Origin of the sequence: Paractinoplanes aksuensis (genome assembly GCF_024137025.1) — a bacterium.
GTDB classification, from domain to species: Bacteria; Actinomycetota; Actinomycetes; order Mycobacteriales; family Micromonosporaceae; genus Actinoplanes; species Actinoplanes aksuensis.
This window is the reverse complement of record NZ_JAMYJR010000024.1, coordinates 1-20,627: the sequence shown is the minus strand read 5'-3', so window position 1 is coordinate 20,627 and position 20,627 is coordinate 1. Positions and strand designations below refer to the sequence as shown.

Below are 20,627 nucleotides of genomic sequence, written 5' to 3'. Positions count from 1 at the left end.
ACGCCCATGGACCGTCGCGACTTGGCACTATGGCAGGCGTGCGACGTACGCGAAACTGGATTCTGGCCGCGGCCGCGGTGGGTGTCCTCGGGGGTGCGGGGTTGGTCGGGGTGGGCATGATGCGTGACTCCGGTTCCGGCACCGGCGCCCGGGCTGCCACCGTCCGCGCGGCTGCCGTCCCCACCCAGGCCGCCCAAGCTCAAGCCCAGGCCGCCGCCCCGCAACCGGCCGCCACCAGCACCGGGCCGAGCGCGGCCGAGGTGCGCGCGACCCGGGTCAAGGCGCTCGACGCGGCGCTCAAGAAGTACGCCGCGTCCGCCCCGGAGTTCTCGGTCGCCGTGCTCGACCGGCGCACGGGGCAGCGCTACTCGTTCCGGGGGACCGAGAAGTACGAGACCGCGAGCGTCGTCAAGGTGCAGGTGCTGGCCTGTCTGCTGCTCAAGGCCCAGGACTCGGGGCGTGATCTCACCGCCACCGAACTGTCCCTGGCCAAGCGCATGATCCGGCTGAGCGACAACGATGCCACCACCTCGCTGTTCTCGAAGCTGGGCCGGGCCTCGGGCGTGGGCGCCTGCAACAAGCGGCTCGGGCTGACCCAGACCAAGGTCAACAGTGCCTGGGGCCTGACCCGCACCACCGTGAACGACCAGGTCAAGCTGCTGGCCGAGCTGACCGACACGTCGGGGCCGCTGGACGCGGATTCGCGCAAGCTGGCGTACACGCTGATGAGCACGGTCGACGAGAGCCAGGACTGGGGCGTGCCGGCCGTCGCCAAGAGCACCGAGAAGTTCACGGTCAAGAACGGCTGGCTGGCCCGCTCGACCGAGAACTACCGGTGGATCATCAACTCGGTCGGGCGGGTCACCGGGCCGGGCACCGACGTCTCGATCGCGGTGCTGTCCCACGACAACGGCACCATGTCGGGCGGCATCGCCACAGTTCAGAAGGTTGCGAAGCTCACGCGCCAGCACCTGAAGTATTAGCCTCGGCGGCCCGGGCCTCGCGGCGCTTCGAGATCCACGAGATGGTCTGGTTGACGATCAGGATGACCAGGACGGCCGCGACCACGCCCTCCCACGGCTCGGGGAAGATCGAGCCGCCGGCCACGCCGATGCCGGCGTAGACGGTCGACCACAGCGCGCAGGCCGGGGCGTTGGCCACCACGAACGTACGCCAGGGCATGCCCAGGAAGGCGGCCGCCAGCAGCACCGGCACCCGGCCGCCGGGGATCAGCCGCGAGACCAGCAGCACCGGGATCTGCTTCTCTTGCAGCTTCTCCTTGACCGAGACCAGGTGTTCCTCGTCGCGCAGCCAGCGCAGGCGCTTGGCCAGCTTCTCGCCGCCGACCCGGCACATCGCGTACATGACCAGGTCGCCCACGTAGGCCGCGGCGGCGCCGGCCGCGATGACGAAGACGATGAGCACCGGGTGGTGCTCGTGGAAGGCCAGGGCCGCGGCCCCGCTGACCGCCGCCCCGGTCGGGACGATCGGAATGATGGCGCCGAACGCCACCACCGCGAAAAGCCAGGCCAGCGTGCCAAGAGTGGCCGTCACGCGGGCCGGCCGATCGTCAGCGTCTCGCCCTGGGCCAGCACCCGCACGTGGGAGTCGGGAGCGGTGCGCAGGGCGACGCGGGCGAACTCTTCGCCGGGGTCGCGGAACATGTGGGACCGGACGCGGCCCATGCCGACCGGCCAGAACGTGCCGTAGTGGACCGGGACCGCCCAGGACGCCTTGACCCGGCGCAGGGCCTCGGCCCCGGCCGTCGCGTCCAGGTGGTGCAGCGAGCCCAGGGTGGGGCCCCAGCCGCCGACCGGCACGAGGGCCAGGTCGAGCGGGGCCAGGTCGTTCATCTCGTCGAACAGGCCGGTGTCGCCCGCGAACCAGGTGCGGGACTCGCCCTCGACGACGAACCCGATGGCCAGGGCGCGTTCGCGCGACCACGGACCGCGACCGCCGTCATGGGCTGCCTTGACGGCCCGGACCCGTACGGAACCCACGGTTGTCTCTTCACCCGGCGCGAGCTCGACGGTGCGGGCGGCGGCCTCGAAGCCCAGCGCCTTGACCACGAAACCGCCGGCGCCACGGGGCACGATCAGCTTGGGCGTGCCGCCGAGTTTGCGCAGGGAGGCGACGTGGAAGTGGTCGGCGTGCAGGTGGGAGAGCAGCACCGCGTCGGGCACGCCGGGCAGGGCCGGTTGCGGGCCGGCCATGCGGCGTAGGTGAGCCACCCGGCCGGTGAGCACCGGGTCGGTCAGCAGGGACGTGCCGGAGTCGGCCAGCCAGACGGTGCTGTGGCCCCACCAGGTGACCGCGGTCATGCTCACGTAATTCACGGTACAGAAGGCGAGTTTCGATCCCCACCCTGGTCGGGCACACTGTCGCCGTGACTGGACCCCGCAGCGCCGTAGTAGTTAACCCGACCAAGGTGCCCGACCTGGATGAGCTGCGCCGGATCATCGGCGAGGGCCTGGCGAGCGTGGGCTGGCCCGAACCGGCCTGGTACGAGACCACCCCCGAGGACCCGGGCGAGGGTCAGGCCCGGCAGGCCGTCGAGGACGGGGCCGAAATGGTCTTCGCCTGCGGCGGCGACGGCACCGTGATGGCCGTGGTCACCGCGCTGGCCGGCTCCGACGTGACCATGGCCGTGCTGCCGGCCGGCACCGGCAACCTGCTCGCGGCCAATCTGGGCCTCGGCACCGATCCGGCGACCGGCGTGCAGGTGGCGATCGAGGGCGGTCGCAAGCGCATCGACGTCGGCGTGGTCGACGGCAAATGCTTCGTGGTGATGGCCGGCATGGGCTTCGACGCCCAGATGCTCGAGAAGACGTCGGACGAGGCCAAGAAGCGGATCGGCTGGCTCGCCTACATCGGCGGCGGCCTCAAGGCGCTGCGGGAACGGCCGGTGCAGACCCGGATCGTGCTCGACGGCGGCAAGGTGATGCCGCGGCGCCCGCGGAGCGTGATCGTCGGCAACGTCGGCCGCCTGCAGGGCGGGGTGACCCTGTTGACCGAGGCCGACCCGGCCGACGGCAAGCTCGACGTGGCCATCCTGAGCCCGAACAACCTAGGCCACTGGATGTCGCTGGCCTGGGGCGTGATCCGGCGGCGCGAGAGCGTGCCGCTGATGGAGACGTACACCGCCGAGCGCATCGAGATCCACTCCCGGTCGGCCCAGCCCCGGCAGCTCGACGGCGACCTCATCGAGCCCGGCCGGCACCTCAAGATCTCGATCAAGCCCCGCGCGCTCCTGCTCAGCGTGCCCCGCCCGGCCAGCGACCCCGACCTGGCGTACGACGTGAGCACCGCGGCCGAGGCGGCCGAGGACATCCGCGAGGCCGCGCGTGAGTAGTACGGAGCCCGTACCGCAAACCCGCGACATGAGCGGGGACGAGCTCTCGGCCGACGACGCCGTCCAGGCTCTGTGGCACTACGGCCGCTGGCCGCTTATCCGCGACGCGTTCATCCGGTTCCGCTACGGCGACGGTTTCAGCCACGCGCGGGCGTTCGCGTTCCAGCTCTGTCTGGCCATCGTGCCGTTCCTCATCGCGCTGTCCGGGCTGGCCGCCGACCTGGGCGCCGAGGACGGCGGCCGGGTCGTGGCCGAGACGATCCTCGAGCTGACCCCGGGCGCCAGCGATCCGCTCGTGGCCGAGCTGCTCGAGGACACCGAGGGCAGCAGCGACGCCGGCGAGCTGGCCCTGACCCTGGGTCTGATCACCGGTCTGTTCGCTCTGACCACGGCGGTCAGCCAGATCGAACGCGGCGCGAACCGGATCTACGGCGTCGAACGGGACCGGCCGGTGCTGTTCAAGTACCTGCGGGCCACGATCCTGGCCGCGGTGGCCGGTCTGCCCGCTCTGTTCGGCTTCCTGTTACTGGTGGCCGGGCGGCCGTTCGGCAACGCCGCCGCCCGGCACTGGGAGTGGGCCGCCGATCTGCGGGTGGCCTGGGACTTCGTACGCTGGCCGCTGAGTCTGCTGTTGATCGTGTTCGCGGTCGGGCTGCTGTTCAAGTACTCGCCACGGCGCCACCAGCCGGGCCTGTCGTGGCTGCTGTTCGGGGCCGGGCTGGCGACCGCGCTGTGGTGGCTGGCCAGCCTGTTGCTGGCCGGGTACGTGCGCTTCGCCGAGGGTTTCGGGGCCACCTACGGGCCGCTGACCGCGATCATCGCGCTGCTGCTGTGGGCCAACCTGACCGGCATCGCGCTGTTCCTGGGCATCGCCTTCGCCGCGCAGCTCGAGGCGGCCCGGGTCGGTTCGCCCCGCCCCGCCAAGAAGGACAAGTGGGAGCCTTCGCCCCGTCCGACCAGCGGTGTACGGAATCGGCGCTCCGGGTAAAACCGGGCCGTGACCGACAACAAGGTAGCGCCCCTCCGGCATTTCGCCGAGCGCAGTGTCGCCGGCCTGGCCGCAGTCGTGCTGGCCGGCCTGGCCTTCGGCACCCTGCTTCTGCTCGTCCGGTCCGAGTGGAGCCCGATGCGGCAGCTCGACCAGTCGATCGCGACCGGCCTCAACGACCTCGTCGCGCCCAATCCCGCCCTGGTCAAGGCGCTGACGGTGGTGACCTCGGCCGGCGGCCGGGGCGTGCTGGTGCCCTTGGTCGTCATGGTGGTCGTGCTGCTGCTGATCCGGCGTCTGCCCCGCCTGGCCCTGTACGCGGCGGTCACCGGGCTCGGCGCGGTCATCCTCGACCCGTCGCTCAAGGCGCTGGTCGGCCGGGTGCGCCCGGTGGTCGCCGACCCGGTCGCGTTCGGCGGCGGCAACAGCTTCCCCAGCGGTCACACCCTGGGGGCGACCATTGTGTACGGGATGCTCGCGCTGATCGCGCTGTCGGCCACCCGCGGCCGGCACAAGGCGTGGATCCTCTCGGTGGCGGCCACGATCATCGTTGCCGTGGGGCTGACCCGCATCGCGCTCAGCGTGCACTTCCTCACCGACGTGCTGGCCGGCTGGTTGCTCGGCCTGGCCTGGATCAGTGTCACGGCGTACGCGTTCCGGGTCTGGCGCCGTGAGGCCGGGCAACCGGCCCCGGCCGCGACCGACGGCCTCGACCCCGACGCCGCCGACGACCTGGTGCCCGCCCCGGCCGAGGACAAGGTGCTGCCCCACCCGTGGGCCAAGGGCGCCGAGATCCTGGTCGGCTGGGTGTTCACCTTCGGCGTGCTCTACTTCGTCGGCTACGCGGTGACCCGCTGGGAGCCCCCGTTCGACGACGCCGTGCCGCGCTGGCTGCAGACCTTCCGCACTTCATTTTTGGATCACTTGAGCTGGCTGGCATCCAAGGCCGGTGACACCCACGCCGTACTGATCGTGTGCCTGGTCTTCTGCCCCCTGGCCCTGGGCCTATGGCGCCAGTGGCGACCGATCGTGTTCGTCGTGCTCACGATGATCGGCGAGCTGACCCTGTTCCTCTGTGCCGCCGCGGCCACCGGACGCGAGCGCCCGTCGGTCGAGCAGATGGACGGTCAGATGCCCACGTCCTCGTTCCCGTCGGGCCACATCGCCGCGACCATGTGCCTGTGGGCGGCCATCGCCGTCGTCACCTTCCCCCGCGTACGCCAATGGTGGCGCTGGATCTTCCCCGTGCTCGCCTTCGTGATGCCGGCCATGGTCGCGCTGTCCCGCATGTACCGCGGCATGCACCACCCCACGGACGTGCTGGGCGCGTCGCTGCTGACGCTGTGCTGGGTCGGCGCGCTGTACCTGATCATCCGCCCCAACGCCCGCACCGAGACGGTCACCGAGGCCGCCGAGGAGGCCCACGAGGTGCGCGACCGCCAGGCGGTGTCGGCATGACGCTGCGGCTGCTCACCTGGAACATCAAGACGGGCGGCACCGGCCGCCTCGACGCGATCACCACGGTGATCCGCCGCGAGCAGCCGGACCTGCTGGCCCTGCAAGAGCTGCGCAACTTCGACCGCAACCACGGCCGGACCATGAACGAGGTGGCGGAAGCCGTCGGCATGGTGCCCCACCTGGCCCGGTCGTTCCTGGGCCAGCCGGTGGCCGTGCTGGTCCGCCCGCCGCTCGACATCATCGACCGCGCCGAGGTCCGCTGGCGCCTGCACCACGCGGCCGCGGTGGTCACGGTGGCCACGGACGCCGGCCCGCTGCGCGTGGTGAGCGCCCACCTGAACCCGTTCTCGCCGTACCGCCGCATGCGCGAGGCGGTGTGGCTGGCCCACCGCTACCGCCCGGACCGGATCCCCACGGTGGTCGCGGGCGACCTCAACGGCCTGAACCCCGGCACCGACCACACCGAGACACTGGCCCCGCAGCCCGGCTTCCTACGAGCCCGCCACATTTTCCGCGACGGCACAGCCGACACCCGGGCCGTGGCCGCGTTCCTGGACGCCGGCTTCACCGACCTGTGGCCCCTGGCCGGCTCCGGCAACCCCCTGACCGTCCCCACCACGAAGGGCGGTGGCCGCGAGTTCTCCCGCATGCGCCTCGACTACGTCCTGACCAGCCCCTCCCTGGCCGACGGCGCCAAAAACATGACAGTCGTCCGAGGCGACGAGACCGAATACGCCTCCGACCACTACCCGGTCCGCGTCGACCTGCCGGTCTGAAAGCTGCGGTCGACGCTGCCGGCCACTGTGGCTATGTTGGAGTCCGGGATACATGACCAACATTGGGGGCTTCGGTGGGGGTAACACAGATCGACCTCGACGACGAAGCGCTGGCCGAGGCGATGAGGCTGTCCGGCGCCTCGAGCAAGAAGGAAACAGTAAATCTCGCCCTGCGCGAGTACGCGGCCCGGCATCGACGTATCGCCGCGCTTGACCGCCATGTGGCGGCTGCTCAGCACTGGGATTACGAGGGCTGGCAGCAGTCGCACGCCGCCGGCAAGGTCCCGCCGGAATGATCAGGTACCTGGTGGACTCGTCGGCGGTCTGGCGGATTCTGCGCGATCCCGGCACCCAGAAGGGCTGGGCCGACGTGATCGCCGAACACGCGATCGGATCCTGCCAGGCCCAGCGCACGGAGTTCCGCCGTTCGGCGCGCAACTCCGACGAGTACGAGCAAATGGTCGACATGTTCGGCGATCTGTACCCTGACGTCCCCGTTCCGAAGGCGGCCTGGCAGTGGGTTGAGTCGGCGCAGTACAAGTTGCTGAAAGCCGGCGCGCATCGCGCCCTGTCCTGTGTTGACCTCTTGATCTGCGCGTCCGCTGCCGCCCGAGGCCTCGTCGTCCTGCACGACGACAACGATTTCGTCACCGCTGCCAGGTATCTGCCTGACCTGGCCGAGCGCCGCGTTCGCGACTTGCCTTGACCTTACGTGACCGACGTGACAGTAGCCGTGGGGCCGTCGGCGGGTAACGCTTGGCGGGGCAACTCCGCGATGAACGAGGTGAGTGGCATGGCTACCGAGAAGGCGATTCTGGCCGGGGGCTGTTTCTGGGGTATGCAGGACCTGATCCGGCGCCGGCCCGGGGTGGTTTCGACCCGAGTCGGCTACACCGGGGGGCACGTGGCCGACGCGACCTACTACAACCACGACGGCCACGCCGAGGCGATCGAGATCACTTTTGATCCGGCCGTCACGTCGTACCGGGATCTGCTGGAATTCTTCTTCCAGATCCACGACCCGACGACGCTGAACCGGCAGGGCAACGACATCGGCACCAGTTACCGGTCGGCGATCTTCTTCGAGAGCGACGAGCAGAAGCGCGTCGCCGAGGACACGATCGCCGATGTCGAGGCGTCGGGGCTGTGGCCGGGCAAGGTCGTCACCGAGGTGACCGCGGCCGGCCCGTTCTGGGAGGCCGAGCCCGAGCACCAGGACTACCTGGAGCGCATCCCGGATGGTTACACCTGCCACTTCCCGCGCCCCGACTGGAAGCTGCCGCACCGCGTGGCCTAGGTATGGCAGACGGCTTCCAGGTTGATGCCGTGCGGGTCGAGCACAAAACCCCCGAAATAGTCGTCGTGATATTCGGGGTGGACGGCCGGCGCCAGCAGTGATGTGGCGCCGGCCGCCAGCGCCGCCTCATAGAACGTGACCACGTCGTCGCGGTTGTCGACGGTGAAGGCCACGTGCATGTTGGTGCCCACGGTGCCGCCGTCGATGAGCCAGAAGTACGGCTTGACCCGGGCCAGCCCGAAGCCGGTCATCGCGGTCGGCTGGTTCGGGGTGGCGTTCGGCGGGATCTCGAGCATCTTGCTGATGCCGATGGCGGCCAGCACCGGCTCGTAGAAGGCCACCGCGGCGGCCAGGTCGGGCACGGCCACGTTGAGGTGGTCGATGCGGGAGCCGGCACGGTCGATCGAAGAGGTCATGGCCCTACCGTGCCCGCCATTGCGGTCAGTTCACGGCCGCCGCTCGTAGAGATACTCCGTGCCGTCCTCTTCGTCCCACTGTTCGCCCACATGGGTGAAGCCGAAACCGGCGATGGTTGCCAGCGAGGCCTGGTTGTCGGGCCGGATGCTGGCCCGCACGGTCTTCACGTCCGGCTCGGCGGCCGCCCAGCGCAGCAGTTCGGTCAGCATGGCCCGGGCGTATCCGCGCCGGCGGTACGCGGGGTCGGTGCTGTAGCCGACCTCGACCATGCCGTCCTGGTCGGGCGGGCCGTGGAAGCCGGCCGCCCCGACCACCGCGCCGTCGGGCACGGACACGGCGGCGCGCACGATCCACTCGGCGGCGCCCGGGTCGGCGGCGATCTGGTCGAGACGCATCCGCCACAGCCAGGCGATCTCGTCGCTGAGGAACCATTCGGTCAGCGGCACGCCGGTGGCCGCGCGCGCCCTTTCGAGATCGCCATCGAGCAGCGCGGACAGAACGGCGGGCGGCAGAGGCACAAAACACACAGATGTCGGCATCACGCTGACTGTCACACGCCCGTCAACCCGAATTACGCGCCACGTTGCAGGGGCAGGTCGTCGGCCCGGGTGATCAGGGTGTCGCGGTGTTCGTCGTCGCCGCGGACCAGGGCGGCGATGTACTCGCTGGTCTCGGGCGAGATGACGCTCAGCGTCGGGGCGGCCGGCTGACGCGTTATGTAGCCCTGCACGTGCCGGATGCGCTGCTCGTAGATCTCGCGCAAGGTCAGCGGCGACTCGTTGTCGACACCTTCGACGATGACCACGCGGGGAGCGTGCCCGGCGTACCGGGCCGTATCCATGACCAGCGACAACTCTTTGGCCGCGAGCGGGTGGTGCAGGATCGCCCGGTCGACCTTGATCTGGGTCAGCGGCAGCTCGGCCATGCGCGACAGCGACGCGTACCCCTCGCCGAAGTCGTCGACCGCGAACGCCACCCCGACGTCGCGGGCGATGGCGGCCAGCCGGTTGTGGAAGTAAGCGTGCGGCGCCTCGGCCCACTGCTCGCCGCGGCGGGGCTCGATCGGGTCCTGCTCCGAGATCTCCAGGGTCACCGCCTCGGGGTCGATGCCGAGCTCGGCGATCGTCGTGCGCAGCACCTCGACGTACGCGTCGCTGAGCAACGACCGGACGGCGACGTTGATCGACACCGGCTTGGGCTGGGCCCACGGGCCCTCGGCGTGGGCCTGGGCGTACGCGCGCAGCGCCATCCGCAGGATGACCTTGTCGCGCTCGACGACGAAACGGTCACCCCACACCTCGGCCAGCCGCAGCATGGCCACCGGGGCGCGCTGGTCGCTGACCGAGCGCCGGGCCAGCGCTTCGTAACTGTGCACCCCGACGCGCCGCGCGGTCTTACCGAGCGTCACGACCGGTTGGAAGACCACGCAGTACGACTCCATGACCCGCCGGTACAGCTCGAAGCAGTGCTCGTAGAGCGGCGCCGGCAGCCGCCCGAACGCGCCGCGCAGCGCGGTCAGGACCTCGATCTCGGCCTCGTCCGGGGACGCCGCGAAATCCGTACGCCAGATGGTCTCGAGGATCTTGGCCAGCGGCTGCCCCAGCCCGAGCAGATCGGTGACCGGGTCGACCAGCGCCAGCAGCAGCGAGCGGCCCTCCGCCAGGCGCAGTGGCACGCACAGCACGGTGCGGTGATCGTCGTGCACGGTGTGGCCGAACCAGTCGGCGCCGGCCGGGAAACGCAGCAGCGGCCGGATCACGTCGAGGTCGAACCGCTTGGACGAGTCGATCGTCTGGAAGCCGCTGGCCGTGTACTCGAGCAGGGCCGACGAGTGGGCGTCGGTGGCCGCCCGCAGATATTCGACGCGCGAGGGCGCGGCCGTTCCCGCCTCGGCGCGGCTGCCGCTGGAGCGTGGGGCGGCGTGCCGGGGCATCCGGGCGTGGTGGGTCAGACGGCTGATGAGCTGCAGGATCTCGCCCGCGGCAGCGTCCATCGGGTTGGCCAGCGGCCGGGACGCGGGCAGCCCCGGCTGGTCGGCCGGACCGGCCAGCACCACCCCGTCGCCCCACGGCGGGCTCATGGCCTGCGGCGTCAGACCCTGTTCGCGTACGGCCGAAGCCAGCGACCCGAACGTCACGCGCGGTAGCCGGCGGAGCGTCGCGAGGATGTGCGCGGTCAGCACCCCGTGCCGGATGACCGGGTCCTCGCGGGTGACGGCGTCGGGTGCGTACGAGGTGAGCGCGCTGTAGGTGGGCCGCGAGAACTCGGGCGGGTCCCCGGCGGCGTCGACGAACAGCACCGACGTGCCGGCGAAGAACTCCAGAACGTCCCGTTCGAGAAATGCCATTCGTACGCCCGAATCAGGATTTTCGGAAAGGGCCGATTCGTCGAGATCGTGGGTGATCAGATAGGTATCGGTGCCCCGACTCCACTCCGGAGTGACAGTGCGACCGGCGAAGTAGACAACCAGGACATCCGACTTCTCGGACCGCATGACGGCCTGACGCAGCGTCGCCTTGATCTCACCGGCGGTGGCGTCAGCCCCCGTGAACAGGCAGGTCTCGAAGCCCTCGGCCGCGAACTGATCGCGCATGGCCTCGGCGTCCCGCTCGGCGAAACGCAGCAGCGAGCCGGCGTCGTCGACGCCCACCATCACCGCGAAGCGCTGATTCGCCATCCAACGCCTCCGGTTTCGAGCACTCCCGCATTGGAGTGCTTCCGAGTGCGGCGTTCGCTGATGATAGCGACCTCACGGCCCCAATCAAATCGATCACCACTGAGGCAATGCCCACCCCCGCCCACGACACACGTCGAGCGGCCAAATCATCTCCGACGAGCGGACCATGGTGGGGCGGAATCGGTCGGCACTGGCGCGGGTGCGGTTGAAGGCCGCAGCTCGAGGCCAGGAAGGACGACTGACGTCACCGGACGGGCTGGACGAGCTCGGTCTCCCACGTCGCCGGGTCGGGGCGTTCGCCGGGATCGGTCAGGTACGTCTCCCAGGGCGCCCCGGCCGCCGTCAGGCCCTGGTCGCGCAGCCACTTCTCGATCTCCTGGTACGACTCGGGCAAGGTGTCGTACGGGCCTCGGTGGATCGTCACGGCGGCCTTCCCGGCCGGGATGACCAGCACCTCGATCCCGTCCCCGGGGGCCTCCGCCGGGGGACCGGCGAGGGTGATGCCGCCCTCGATGACCAGCGACCCCATGCCCACCTCGGGGTAGCGGGCGAACGGCGGCCCGGCGATGGCCAGCCCGTGCTGCTGGGCGTAGCCGAACACCATCGGCAGGATCTCGGACAGCGCGGATGCGATCTCGTCCCGCGTGATCCGGCGGCGGGCGACCAGGGCATGCACGGCAGGCAGGTCCTGAACGGAGATATCGAGCGGCACGACGGCCTTCCTCTCATTGAAGCTGATGCGATACAGGCTGATGCACGGTGCCGTCGCCGCCACCACCGAGGCGTGCACGACAGCGACCCGGCGTCCCGCCACATGCAGTCCTCGGGCGCGGTAACGCACCGGGCTGCGCCCGAGATGCCGGCTGAAGGTGCGGGTGAACACCTCGTGGCTGGCGAACCCGTGCTCGGCCGCGACCACCGAGATCCGCCGCCCGCCGGCCACGACGTCGGCCGCGGCCCGGGCCATCCGCACCCGCGTGGTGTACGCCTTGGGCGTCTCACCCACCACCCGCGAGAACCGCCGATGCAGGTCGAACCGCGACCGGTGCGCCCACTTGGCCAGCACCGACAACGAGACGTCCTCGCTGCGCCGCGCGTTGACAGCAGCGAGCAGCCGAAGCATTTCCGAGGCACCCGACGACATCCTCGGACCGTACCCGCCCCCCGGCGCGCCGATTTGACGGTTCTTGCTCACCGGCCGAATCAGGATCCGGGATGCCGAGTTTCATATACATGGCCCAAGCCTGTTCCCCATGCGTGCGTCCGGATGACCGAGTGCAGCCAGGCACCGGCTGACGCCGTGGAGAGCGCGGGCCCGGGCCACGAGGTCGTGATCTCGAGCGTCCGCCGGTAGTGCGTCAGCGCGGGAAACGCTGTATCAGGCGGGCCGCGTCCACACCCCAGGCCGGCAGGCCCTTGGCCTCGGCCAGGGCCAGCGCGGCCCGGGCCTCGGCCAGCCCCGCGTCAGCGTCGCCGCGGGCCAGCAGCAATTCGGCCAGGGCGGTGCGGGCCGGCACCAGCGGCCAGATCGCGCCGGTGCGGACGGCCTCGGCGATCACCTCGCGCAGGCCGTACTCGGCCCGGACCGCGTCGCCCTCGCGGTGGCGCAGCTTGGCCAGGTACAGCTTGGCGTCGATCATCGCCAGGGGCAGGCGGTAGGGCCGGGCCAGGAAGCGGCTGATCTTCTCGGCCAGACCCGCGCGGCGGTCGGCGGCCAGGTCGAGGCCGAACTGGGTGAGTTCGACGACCGGGCGCAGACGTTCGTAGTCGGCGTCGTCGACCAGGTCGCGGCCCACCGCCAGCAGGCCCGCGGCCAGGTCGGCGCGGCCCGTGTGCAGGGCCCCCTGCGCCCAGTTGAGGCAGGCCCGGGCCCGTTCCCGCGGGTAGCCCGCGAACGTCTCGTCGGCCAGCGCGGCCTGGATCGCGGGCCAGGCCAGGCCGTCGCCCGTCTCCAGGGCCAGCGAGAGCCGGGCGATCAACACCGCCAGGCGTACGGCGGGTTCGCCCGACTCGCGGGCGGCCGTCGCGGCCTCGTCGCAGCGCCGCTGATGCTCGGTGATGTGCCGCCCGACCACGGTGTCGGGGGCGGACAGCACGGCCAGCGCCCGCGCTCGCCTCCCCTGTTGTCGCAGGTAGGGCAGGGCTCGTTCAATTTCTTCGTACCCCTGCTGGGCCTCACCCTGCTGCCGGAGCATCCGGCCCAGGGCCAGACCGAGGTCACCGCGCGCGCCGGGCGGCAGGCGGCGGTCGGCCAGCAGGCGGCGCAGCACGGGGATGGCGTCGGCCTGAGCCACGCTTTCGATGGAGGAGCGGCCCAGTTTGACCGCGAGCCGAACCCGTACGGGCCGGGGCAGTTCAGGATGGACGGTCGTGCCGAGCAGGAAGCGGGCCGCGGTGGCGTCGTCGCCCTGGGCCGCGGCCAGATCGGCGGCGGCCTCGGCGTTGCGGACGTGATCGGCCGGGCTCTCGGCCAGCCGGTAGTGGTGGGCCAGCCGGGCCACCGGCCGCGGCTTCTGCTCCTCGAGCAGGCGGGCCGTCCGCAGGTGCAGCATGCGGCGGGTGGTCGGCGGCACCAGCTCGTGCACGACCTGGCGGGCCAGCGTGTGCCGGAACCAGAGCCGGCCGTCCAGCTCGTGCAGCAGGCCCACGTCGCGGGCCTCGGTCAGCGCCCGGCCGACCGCGTCCTCGTCGGCCCCGCTGATCACCGAGATCGGGTGGGGGTCGGCCGCGGGACCGAGCACGGCCGCCGCGCCCAGCACCTCGCGCGTGCGTTCGCCCAGATGGCGCAGGCGGGTCAGCAGCACGTCGCGCAGCAGGGCGGGCACGGCCACGTCGGCCGGCCCCTCGCGGCCGAGGCGTTCGACATCGCCCTCGGTGACCAGCGAGCGCACGACCTCCTCGATCAGGAACGGGATGCCGGCCGTACGTTCGTACAGGTGGGTGACGAACCGGCCGGTGGGTTCGGCGCCCGGGTCGAGCAGAACCGTGGCCAGCGCGCCCACCTCTTCCCGGCTCAGCGGGGGCACGGCCAGCGGGGTGAAGCCCGGTTTTCCCGTACGGGAAGTAATGAGCACCCTCAGGCCGGGCACCGGATGCGCGGCGAGGTGGTCGACCAGTTCGAGCGTGGCCGGGTCGGCCATCTGCAGGTCCTCGAGCGCGACGACGAGCGGCGCCCGCTCCCGCAACACGGCCGCCATGGCGCGCAGCAGCCGGGCCCGTTCCGCGTCCGGGTCGAGCGGCGGCCCGTCGACCAAAGGACCGGTGAGCCGCAGACCGTCCCGCAGCGGCCCCAGCGGTTGCGGTTCCCGCAGATCGTCGCAGTGGGCCACGACCACCGGAACCGGCCACCCGTCGAGCACCTCGGCCACGAGCCGGGTCTTGCCGACGCCGGCCTCCCCGGTGAGCAGCACGATCGCCGACGGTTCGGCCAGCCCCGCCCGCAGTTCGGCGAGCAGCGCGGTGCGGCCCACGAAGGCTCCGGTCGCCGTGGGCAGCGCGAGGGAGGCCGCGAGCTGTGACACCGGGAAAGAAGATAGCTGGGAAGACCGGGCCGGGCTGCCCTGGGGGAGGATGCCCGGCCCGGCCGCAGGGGGAAGGTCAGACCGCGCAGGCCATGCTGGTGCCGGGGTTCCGAACGAAAAGTCGCACAGCGCCAACTCCTCTCACCCGGCTGCCGCCACCGGGTGCCCCGAAACTACGAAAACCAGGGGCGGCAGCGACAGCCGCCGGCGGGCTCAGCGCGATCCGGAAACATACTCGTAACCAAACGCGACGCTTCCTGTAACAAACGGCCTCAGCGCTTGGTGCAGACCGGGACCGAGCGGGCGATGTTGTTGGTGCCGTACGCCACCGAGATCGTGAAGCAGTAGTTGAGCTGCTCGTTCAGGCCGTACACGACGTAGTCGGCGCTGCCCGCGGGGAGCTGTTGGAACGGCTTCTGGGGCTGGCCCGCGCGGCCGCCCGAGACCAGCACCGGGCCCTCGGAGTTCTTCGGGTACGTCCACTGCAGCAGGACGCTGTCGCGGCTGTCCCGCAGCTTCACGCCGGTGGGTGCGCCCGGGTCGGCCGCCGGGGGACGGCTCGTGGGCGCGGCCGGTTTGCTCGCGGCCGGGGCGGACGAGGCGACCGCGGGCGGGGTCGGGCCGGCCGCCGGATTTTCGTCGCCGTTCGCGTCGGGCAGGGTCAGCGCGACGACCGCCACCGCAGCGGCAACCCCGGCGACCAGCACGGCGGCCAGCAGGAAGGGCTGACGGCGGCGGCCGGCCGGATTTGATGCGGACTCCGGCCGTACGGGAAGACGCCTTTCCGTATTGGGCGGGAGCGTGTAGGTGCTGGCCGGGGCCGAGCCGACCGGTTGCGGACGCCCGTCGGGGCCGTAGTCGGGGGCGCGCCGGCCGGGCACGGGCGGCGGGGTGTCGGCGCGGGCGTGCCGGCCGGTCAGGTCGCCGGGCGCCTGGTGCACGTCGGCCAGATAGAGCGGCTGCTGATAGACCGAGCCGTTGGGGTCGGTCGGGCGGTTGTCGGGCGGCGGCTGGTCGGGGTCCTCGTCGGGGTCGGGCTCGGGGACCGTGGGCCGCCGCGGGAACGGCAGGGTGCGGACGCCGGGCGCACCCACCGTGGTGACGCCGGGACCGTCGGACTGCTCGACGCGGCCGCAGACATGCTTGCCCGTGGGCTCGGCCGTGGCCAGGGCCGTGACCTGGCGGACCAGCGGGTGGTCGGAGGGCAGATAGCGCGCGCACAGCCCCTGGGCCTGGGCCAGGTGGTCGCGCGATTCGGCGTCGCGGCCGCATTCGCGTTCCATCGCGCCCAGCCGGGCCAGCATCTTGATGCCGGGGGCGGACGCCTCGCCGTAGCGGCGGACGTGGCGGCGCCAGGCCGACGTGAGCCGGGACCGGGCCGCGGTGCAATGGCCGGCCGCGTGCTCGGCGGTGGCCATGTCGGCCTCGGCCGCGAGAACGCGTGGCGAGTCGGGGCCGTCGATCTCGGTCAGGTCGCCGACCAGCTGGCGGTAGACCTGGGCCGCGCGGCCGAAATGCCCGACCCGTTGCAGCACGGCAGCATGGGTGGCGGCGGCTCCCACCGTACGGTCGTGGTGGGGACCATGCAGCCGTTCCTCGGCCACATGGGCGTATTCGGCCCACATGCGCGCGCCGTGGGCGTCGCCCAGCGCGATCAGGACGCGGGCGTGCAGCGCGGCCGCCAGGGCCAGGTCAGCGGTGGCGTGGCGGGGGTCGGTGACGTCGACCGGATCGAGCACATTGGCCAGCACCTGGCGCGCACCGGCGAGATCGCCCTCAGACGTCAACGTCTGAGCGCGCGCGGTGAGTTCGGCGAGCTGCGGAGGGGCCACGTTTCCCATAGTGCTCACGTGACCACTGTAGGTACAAGTGCAAGGTTGCGAACTCCTCGCTTCTCGGACACTGTAGAACTCGCATATGTCCTTTTCATCGATCGCCACCGTCAAGCGGGAACTGCTGGTCAGGCACCTCGAGGCCTGGGCTCCCGCCGCCCTGCACCGTGCCCGCCGAGTGACTTATGCCCACGGCTACGCCGATGCCGACGGGGGCGCCGCGGCTGAGGCCGCGATGCGCGTCCTGGCCGAGCAGTCCGATCTCGTACGAGGCCGCGAGCTGATCATGGTGGCCACCGGCGACGATCCGGGTCTTTTGGCGCCGCGGCTCACGGCGATCGCCGACGGATCGGGCGCGGGGGCCGGGCTGGCCGTGCACACGATCTCGGGGGGAACGGACGAGCGGCTGGCGGTCGGCCTGAAGGCGGTCGGGGCCCAACGCGTACCGGTGCTGGGGTTTCTCGACGCGGCCGGCAGCACGCCGCCCGAGCCGGCGACCGTCGCCGCGCTGACCGCCGGCAAACCGGCCGAGTTGTTGCTGGTGCTGCCGCCGGGTGCTCCGGCCGACCCCTATCGCGCCGGCTGGCCGCTGTTCACCCAGATCGAGCTGGCCGACTCCGACGAGCCGGGCGAGCTGCTGGTGTACGCGACCACGGCCGGCAAGAGCCTCGAGGGCTTCAAGGAGGCGCTGTGGGCGGTCGACGAGTTCGCGGGCGTCCGCTACCGCGACCCCGGCGACCCGGAACGGCACCTGATCGACATCTCGCTGACGCCGCACCCGGGCCCGCTGCGGCGCGAACTGCTGGCCCACCTGGCCGCGAACGGCGAGGCCACGGTGACCGAGTTGCGGACGTTCGCGCTGACCGAGACGGTCTACCGCGCCGCGGACGCCACGCGGGTGCTGCACACGTTGATCGACGGGGGAACAGTCACCCGCCGGCCGTCACACGGACGGCTCGGCGGGGACGTGGTTATTTCCGTCTAGGAGCGGCTCTTGTCCTGCTTCCACGAGAACGGGCCGGGCAGGTCGTAGCGGTGCGCGCGGCTGCGCGAGTTCCACGACCACTTGCCGATCTTGATGCTCCACGAGGAGTAGCCGTTCTCGGTGAAGTTCAGGATCAACGGGCCGAACTTCTTACGCTTGCGGAAAACGAGGCCCATCGGTACGTCCCTCCCAAAGGTTCGTTCGGATGTCCGAATGATTCCCGGAGGAGGAAATCGGCAAACGTCAGCGCGGCTGCCACGCGTCGGGGCGTGTGGTCAGCTTGCGGACGTGCGCCGGCATCCGCCCGCTGATGAGCTCGGCCAGATTCACCTCATCGACCACTTCGCGTACGGCGGCCCGGACCGCGACCCAGAGATTGGGCAGATTCTCCGCCGCGCCGGTGTACCGCGTCTCTTCTGGACGGAGACCGCGCACCCCGGCCAGCGGGCCGTCGACGGCGCGCAGGATCTGGCCGATCGTCACATCGCGCGGCGACTGTGACAATGTGTAGCCGCCCTCGGCGCCACGCTGAGCTCGGACGACACCGGCCCGGCGCAGATCGGCCAGCACCGCCTCGAGGAACTTGCGGGGCATTTCCTGGTCTTGGGCGATGGCTTGGGCGGACATCAATGCCGGGTAGGCCCTCGCCAGACTGAGGGCGGCCCGGACCGCGTAGTCGCCGCGCGCGGAGATCTGCACCCATCCATCATGCCTGCCCGGCGCCATGCCAGGCGCACATACCCCACGGTTTTGTGGGAATTACCCTCAGTCAGATGATCGTCGCTGTGCGGGAATCGCGGCGTGCGGCTCGGCCGACACCTCGGCCCGGAAGTGCCCCGGGCTCATCCCGACCTCGCGGTGGAAGAACCGGCCGAAGTTGGTCGGCTCGGGAAAGCCGAGGTGGCGGCCCACTTCGGCCACCGACAGCGGGGTGCATGCGAGCAGCCGGCGCGCCTCGAGCGCGACCCGGTCGTCGACCACCTGCTTGGCGGTGCGCCCGGTCACGGACAGGCAGGCCCGGGTCAGCGTACGCACGGAACAGCCCAGCTCCTCGGCGTAGTCCTCGACCCGGCGGCTGTGCGGGTGCCCGGCCTCGAGCAGCCCGCGAAACCGGGTGTAGGTCCGGCTCTCAGGACCGGACTGGTCGGACGCCGCCATCAAGGCCACCCGCAGCAGCAGTACGCGAAGTTGGTGGCGCAGCAGCTCAGCCGCGATCGGCCCCGGCGCGTGCCGTTCGGAGTCGACGGCGAGCTGCGCGAACTCGTTGATCACCGCGTCCTCGTCCTCGCCGCGCAGCTGCCAGCGGCTGCGCAGATGCTCCTCGTCGCCGGCCAGCCGCGGGTCGAAGGTGACGACCGAGGCGATCAGGCCGTTGCGGCCGACCCGCAGGGCCTGGCCGGGACGGATCCAGAGCAGGGTGCCGGGCCGGCACGAGTGCCCGAAGAAGTCGACCTCGACCGTGCCGTGACCGGCGGTGGCCAGCAGCAGGACGTGGTAGGGAAGCCGGCTCGGGGCCTGGGCCGAGGTAGCGTCCAGAGCGCAGGTGCCGACGCCCGCCCAGCCGGGCGGGCGGAACGTGGTCGTCGCGGTCTCGAGCCGCGGAGCAGCAATGGACATCGCGCCGACGGTAACTGGCTCTGACCAGCGATGCACCCGTTGAAACACAGCTTGAGCGAATGGGCATGCCGGAACGCGATTTCTGGTGGCCAATGTCCGCTTATGGGCATTAAGTTCCGTATACGGAAAAGCGACCCGTACGGACCGGCAGTGTCCGTGCGAGTCGCTCCCGTCGCATTCCTGCTATCGGCCCGCCAGCAACCGATTCACTGCCGCGTCGACGTCCAGATGTTCCGATTCCCGGCCCCGCGGCACCACCACATAGGTGCGACGGAGGAATCGGACAAGGACGCTCCGAGGCACCTCGAACAGCGCATTGCCGTCCGGGGACGACAACGCGAGGGCCACGAAGTCGCCCCGCGGCGTGGCCCACGGCCACACCCGGACGTCTCCGATACCCGCGGGCTCATCGAGCCCGGTCACGAGCAGCTCCCGCGCAAAGGACCAGCTCACGGCTTCCCCACCGGCTGATTCTGCGTGGAACAACACGTGGACCGCATAAGGGTCGGCTGGGTCGTAACGCAGACTGGCGCGCACGGGCAGTGCCGTGGCGTCAGGCGCTACGAGCCGCAGCGAGGTCTCGACCTCGACGGTCGTTGGACGAATGGTACTCATGGACGAACTCCCCCCGGCACCGCGCGAGGCTGGTGAACCCCGCGTTTCCCATACTCAGGTGATCCCTGTCGTTACGCTCCGCCATACGCTGATCTCACCCAGTAGTGGGAAGACGGTTCCGAAAACCCTTTCGCACAAGACGTAAAGCGATATCTTGTACTGTTCTGCCCCAAGTACTCGGTTCCGCCCGGCGTCGGGTGGTCCAGCAGTTGACTTACTCCGGTAACGTCCATTTCTCCCGGGTGGTGACGGGGCTCGGGGACACTGGGGGATGAAATGACGACGAAACCGGACGAAGACCGGGCCCCGGCGGGTGTGCTGGACAAGATCCGAGCCAACCCGACGGGTCGGCTCGCGCTCAAAATCACCATCGCCGCCCTCGGCGCCATCGTCGTCGCCGTCGGCATCGTGGCGATCCCGCTCCCCGGCCCCGGCTGGGCGATCGTCATCGCCGGCCTGGCCATCTGGGCCATCGAGTTCGCGTGGGCCAAACACCTGCTCGAGTTCACCAAGAAGCACGTCCTGTCCTGGACGCACTGGATCGGCCGCCAGAGCTGGCCGGTGAAAGGCCTCGTCGGCCTCGCGACGTTCCTCTTCGTGAGCGCCGTCGTCTACGTCTCGGTCCGCGTCAGCTTCGGCATCGACCTGATCGACAAGGCACGCGAATACCTGGGGTGACCCCTGTTCGCAGTTTCAGGGCGAGGTCTAGTACAGTCTGACTTCGTTGAGGGCGATTAGCTCAGCGGGAGAGCGCTCCGTTCACACCGGAGAGGTCACTGGTTCGATCCCAGTATCGCCCACGAGTCGGGGGCGGCAGTGTGTCTGCGGAAAGCGCAGACCTTGCCGCCTCGTTCTTTCCGGCGCGACTTCGTCGCGCCAGGCGGGGGCTTCGCCACCCGCACCCCTCTGCCGCACTCGCCGTAGGCGGGGGTTGGGCTGGAAGTGGCTTCGCCGCCTTGTCGCCCGTGCTTCTCTGCGGCTTTCGCCGTTGGCTTCGGGTTGGGTTGGAAGTGGGTTCGCCGCCTTGTCGCCCGTGCTTCTCTGCGGCTTTCGCCGTTGGCTTCGGGTTGGGTTGGAAGTGGGTTCGCCGCC

22 protein-coding genes and 1 tRNA gene are annotated in these 20,627 nt (G+C 70.8%); 11 read left to right on the top strand and 12 right to left on the bottom strand.

Annotation, left to right across the window (positions count from 1 at the left end; genetic code table 11):
* The first annotated feature begins 38 nt into the window (after positions 1–38).
* Positions 39–983, top strand: coding sequence for a serine hydrolase (locus M1L60_RS22055; protein ID WP_253239363.1), 945 nt, complete (start codon positions 39–41; stop codon positions 981–983).
* On the opposite strand, the gene M1L60_RS22050 is transcribed toward M1L60_RS22055, so the two are convergent.
* Together M1L60_RS22050 and M1L60_RS22045 are read right to left on the bottom strand one after the other, a co-directional pair.
* Positions 958–1,554, bottom strand: coding sequence for a DedA family protein (locus M1L60_RS22050; RefSeq protein WP_253239362.1), 597 nt, complete (start codon positions 1,552–1,554; stop codon positions 958–960). The genes M1L60_RS22055 and M1L60_RS22050 overlap by 26 nt on opposite strands.
* Positions 1,551–2,321: an MBL fold metallo-hydrolase gene (locus M1L60_RS22045; protein WP_253239416.1), complete on the bottom strand. Its 771-nt coding sequence runs from the start codon at positions 2,319–2,321 to the stop codon at positions 1,551–1,553. Before M1L60_RS22045 ends, M1L60_RS22050 begins: the two co-directional genes overlap by 4 nt.
* Positions 2,322–2,386: 65 nt before the next feature.
* Here M1L60_RS22045 and M1L60_RS22040 point away from each other — a divergent pair, with 65 nt between their 5' ends.
* The 7 genes from M1L60_RS22040 (at position 2,387) to msrA (ending at position 7,871) form a co-directional block, all read left to right on the top strand.
* Positions 2,387–3,352, top strand: coding sequence for a diacylglycerol/lipid kinase family protein (locus M1L60_RS22040; protein WP_253239361.1), 966 nt, complete (start codon positions 2,387–2,389; stop codon positions 3,350–3,352).
* A gap of 28 nt (positions 3,353–3,380) precedes the next feature.
* Complete coding sequence (locus M1L60_RS22035; protein WP_253239360.1) at positions 3,381–4,340, top strand: YihY/virulence factor BrkB family protein; 960 nt, start codon at positions 3,381–3,383, stop codon at positions 4,338–4,340.
* Between the two features lie 9 nt (positions 4,341–4,349).
* On the top strand, positions 4,350–5,798 hold the full coding sequence (locus tag M1L60_RS22030; protein ID WP_253239359.1) for a phosphatase PAP2 family protein: 1,449 nt from the start codon (positions 4,350–4,352) through the stop codon (positions 5,796–5,798).
* Positions 5,795–6,574 carry an endonuclease/exonuclease/phosphatase family protein gene (locus M1L60_RS22025; protein ID WP_253239358.1) on the top strand — a complete coding sequence of 260 codons (780 nt, stop codon included), beginning with the start codon at positions 5,795–5,797 and terminating at the stop codon, positions 6,572–6,574. The genes M1L60_RS22030 and M1L60_RS22025 overlap by 4 nt, the downstream gene beginning before the upstream one ends.
* Before the next feature lie 74 nt (positions 6,575–6,648).
* Positions 6,649–6,870, top strand: a complete 222-nt coding sequence (locus M1L60_RS22020) for a type II toxin-antitoxin system VapB family antitoxin (protein WP_253239357.1) — start codon at positions 6,649–6,651, stop codon at positions 6,868–6,870.
* On the top strand, positions 6,867–7,280 hold the full coding sequence (locus tag M1L60_RS22015; RefSeq protein WP_253239356.1) for a PIN domain-containing protein: 414 nt from the start codon (positions 6,867–6,869) through the stop codon (positions 7,278–7,280). The genes M1L60_RS22020 and M1L60_RS22015 overlap by 4 nt, the downstream gene beginning before the upstream one ends.
* An 87-nt stretch (positions 7,281–7,367) precedes the next feature.
* The gene (gene msrA / locus M1L60_RS22010; protein ID WP_253239355.1) at positions 7,368–7,871 is read left to right on the top strand and encodes a peptide-methionine (S)-S-oxide reductase MsrA; all 504 of its coding nucleotides are present in this window, start codon (positions 7,368–7,370) and stop codon (positions 7,869–7,871) included.
* Here the strand turns inward: msrA and M1L60_RS22005 are convergent.
* The 6 genes from M1L60_RS22005 to M1L60_RS21980 all read right to left on the bottom strand — a co-directional run bounded on the left by M1L60_RS22005 (position 7,868) and on the right by M1L60_RS21980 (position 16,327).
* Positions 7,868–8,287, bottom strand: coding sequence for a VOC family protein (locus M1L60_RS22005; protein ID WP_253239354.1), 420 nt, complete (start codon positions 8,285–8,287; stop codon positions 7,868–7,870). The genes msrA and M1L60_RS22005 overlap by 4 nt on opposite strands.
* 30 nt (positions 8,288–8,317) lie before the next feature.
* Positions 8,318–8,827: a GNAT family N-acetyltransferase gene (locus M1L60_RS22000; RefSeq protein WP_253239353.1), complete on the bottom strand. Its 510-nt coding sequence runs from the start codon at positions 8,825–8,827 to the stop codon at positions 8,318–8,320.
* A gap of 32 nt (positions 8,828–8,859) precedes the next feature.
* Entirely contained in the window at positions 8,860–10,965 is a 2,106-nt protein-coding gene (locus tag M1L60_RS21995; RefSeq protein ID WP_253239352.1) for an EAL domain-containing protein, read from the bottom strand.
* Between the two features lie 244 nt (positions 10,966–11,209).
* Positions 11,210–12,109 (bottom strand): helix-turn-helix domain-containing protein, encoded by a 900-nt coding sequence (locus tag M1L60_RS21990; RefSeq protein WP_253239351.1) that lies wholly within the window; start codon positions 12,107–12,109, stop codon positions 11,210–11,212.
* Positions 12,110–12,323: 214 nt separating this feature from the next.
* On the bottom strand, positions 12,324–14,486 hold the full coding sequence (locus M1L60_RS21985; RefSeq protein ID WP_253239350.1) for an ATP-binding protein: 2,163 nt from the start codon (positions 14,484–14,486) through the stop codon (positions 12,324–12,326).
* A gap of 272 nt (positions 14,487–14,758) precedes the next feature.
* Complete coding sequence (locus tag M1L60_RS21980) at positions 14,759–16,327, bottom strand: fibronectin type III domain-containing protein (protein ID WP_253239415.1); 1,569 nt, start codon at positions 16,325–16,327, stop codon at positions 14,759–14,761.
* A 76-nt stretch (positions 16,328–16,403) separates the two neighbouring features.
* On the opposite strand from M1L60_RS21980, the gene M1L60_RS21975 reads away from it, so the two are divergent.
* Positions 16,404–17,303 carry a hypothetical protein gene (locus M1L60_RS21975; protein WP_253239349.1) on the top strand — a complete coding sequence of 300 codons (900 nt, stop codon included), beginning with the start codon at positions 16,404–16,406 and terminating at the stop codon, positions 17,301–17,303.
* On the opposite strand, the gene M1L60_RS21970 is transcribed toward M1L60_RS21975, so the two are convergent.
* From M1L60_RS21970 to M1L60_RS21955, 4 genes are all read right to left on the bottom strand, one after another.
* Complete coding sequence (locus M1L60_RS21970; protein ID WP_253239348.1) at positions 17,300–17,479, bottom strand: DUF4236 domain-containing protein; 180 nt, start codon at positions 17,477–17,479, stop codon at positions 17,300–17,302. The genes M1L60_RS21975 and M1L60_RS21970 overlap by 4 nt on opposite strands.
* 67 nt (positions 17,480–17,546) lie before the next feature.
* On the bottom strand, positions 17,547–18,002 hold the full coding sequence (locus tag M1L60_RS21965) for an RrF2 family transcriptional regulator (RefSeq protein WP_184956002.1): 456 nt from the start codon (positions 18,000–18,002) through the stop codon (positions 17,547–17,549).
* Positions 18,003–18,068: 66 nt separating this feature from the next.
* Positions 18,069–18,920, bottom strand: a complete 852-nt coding sequence (locus M1L60_RS21960) for a helix-turn-helix domain-containing protein (protein WP_253239347.1) — start codon at positions 18,918–18,920, stop codon at positions 18,069–18,071.
* A 183-nt stretch (positions 18,921–19,103) separates the two neighbouring features.
* A complete protein-coding gene (locus M1L60_RS21955) occupies positions 19,104–19,535 on the bottom strand; it encodes an SsgA family sporulation/cell division regulator (protein ID WP_020514863.1) in 432 nt (143 codons plus the stop codon).
* Positions 19,536–19,811: 276 nt separating this feature from the next.
* Between M1L60_RS21955 and M1L60_RS21950 the strand changes: the two genes are divergently transcribed.
* Positions 19,812–20,213 (top strand): TIGR02611 family protein, encoded by a 402-nt coding sequence (locus tag M1L60_RS21950; protein ID WP_253239346.1) that lies wholly within the window; start codon positions 19,812–19,814, stop codon positions 20,211–20,213.
* A 50-nt stretch (positions 20,214–20,263) separates the two neighbouring features.
* Positions 20,264–20,335: transfer RNA gene (locus tag M1L60_RS21945), tRNA-Val, on the top strand.
* Positions 20,336–20,627: the final 292 nt, after the last annotated feature.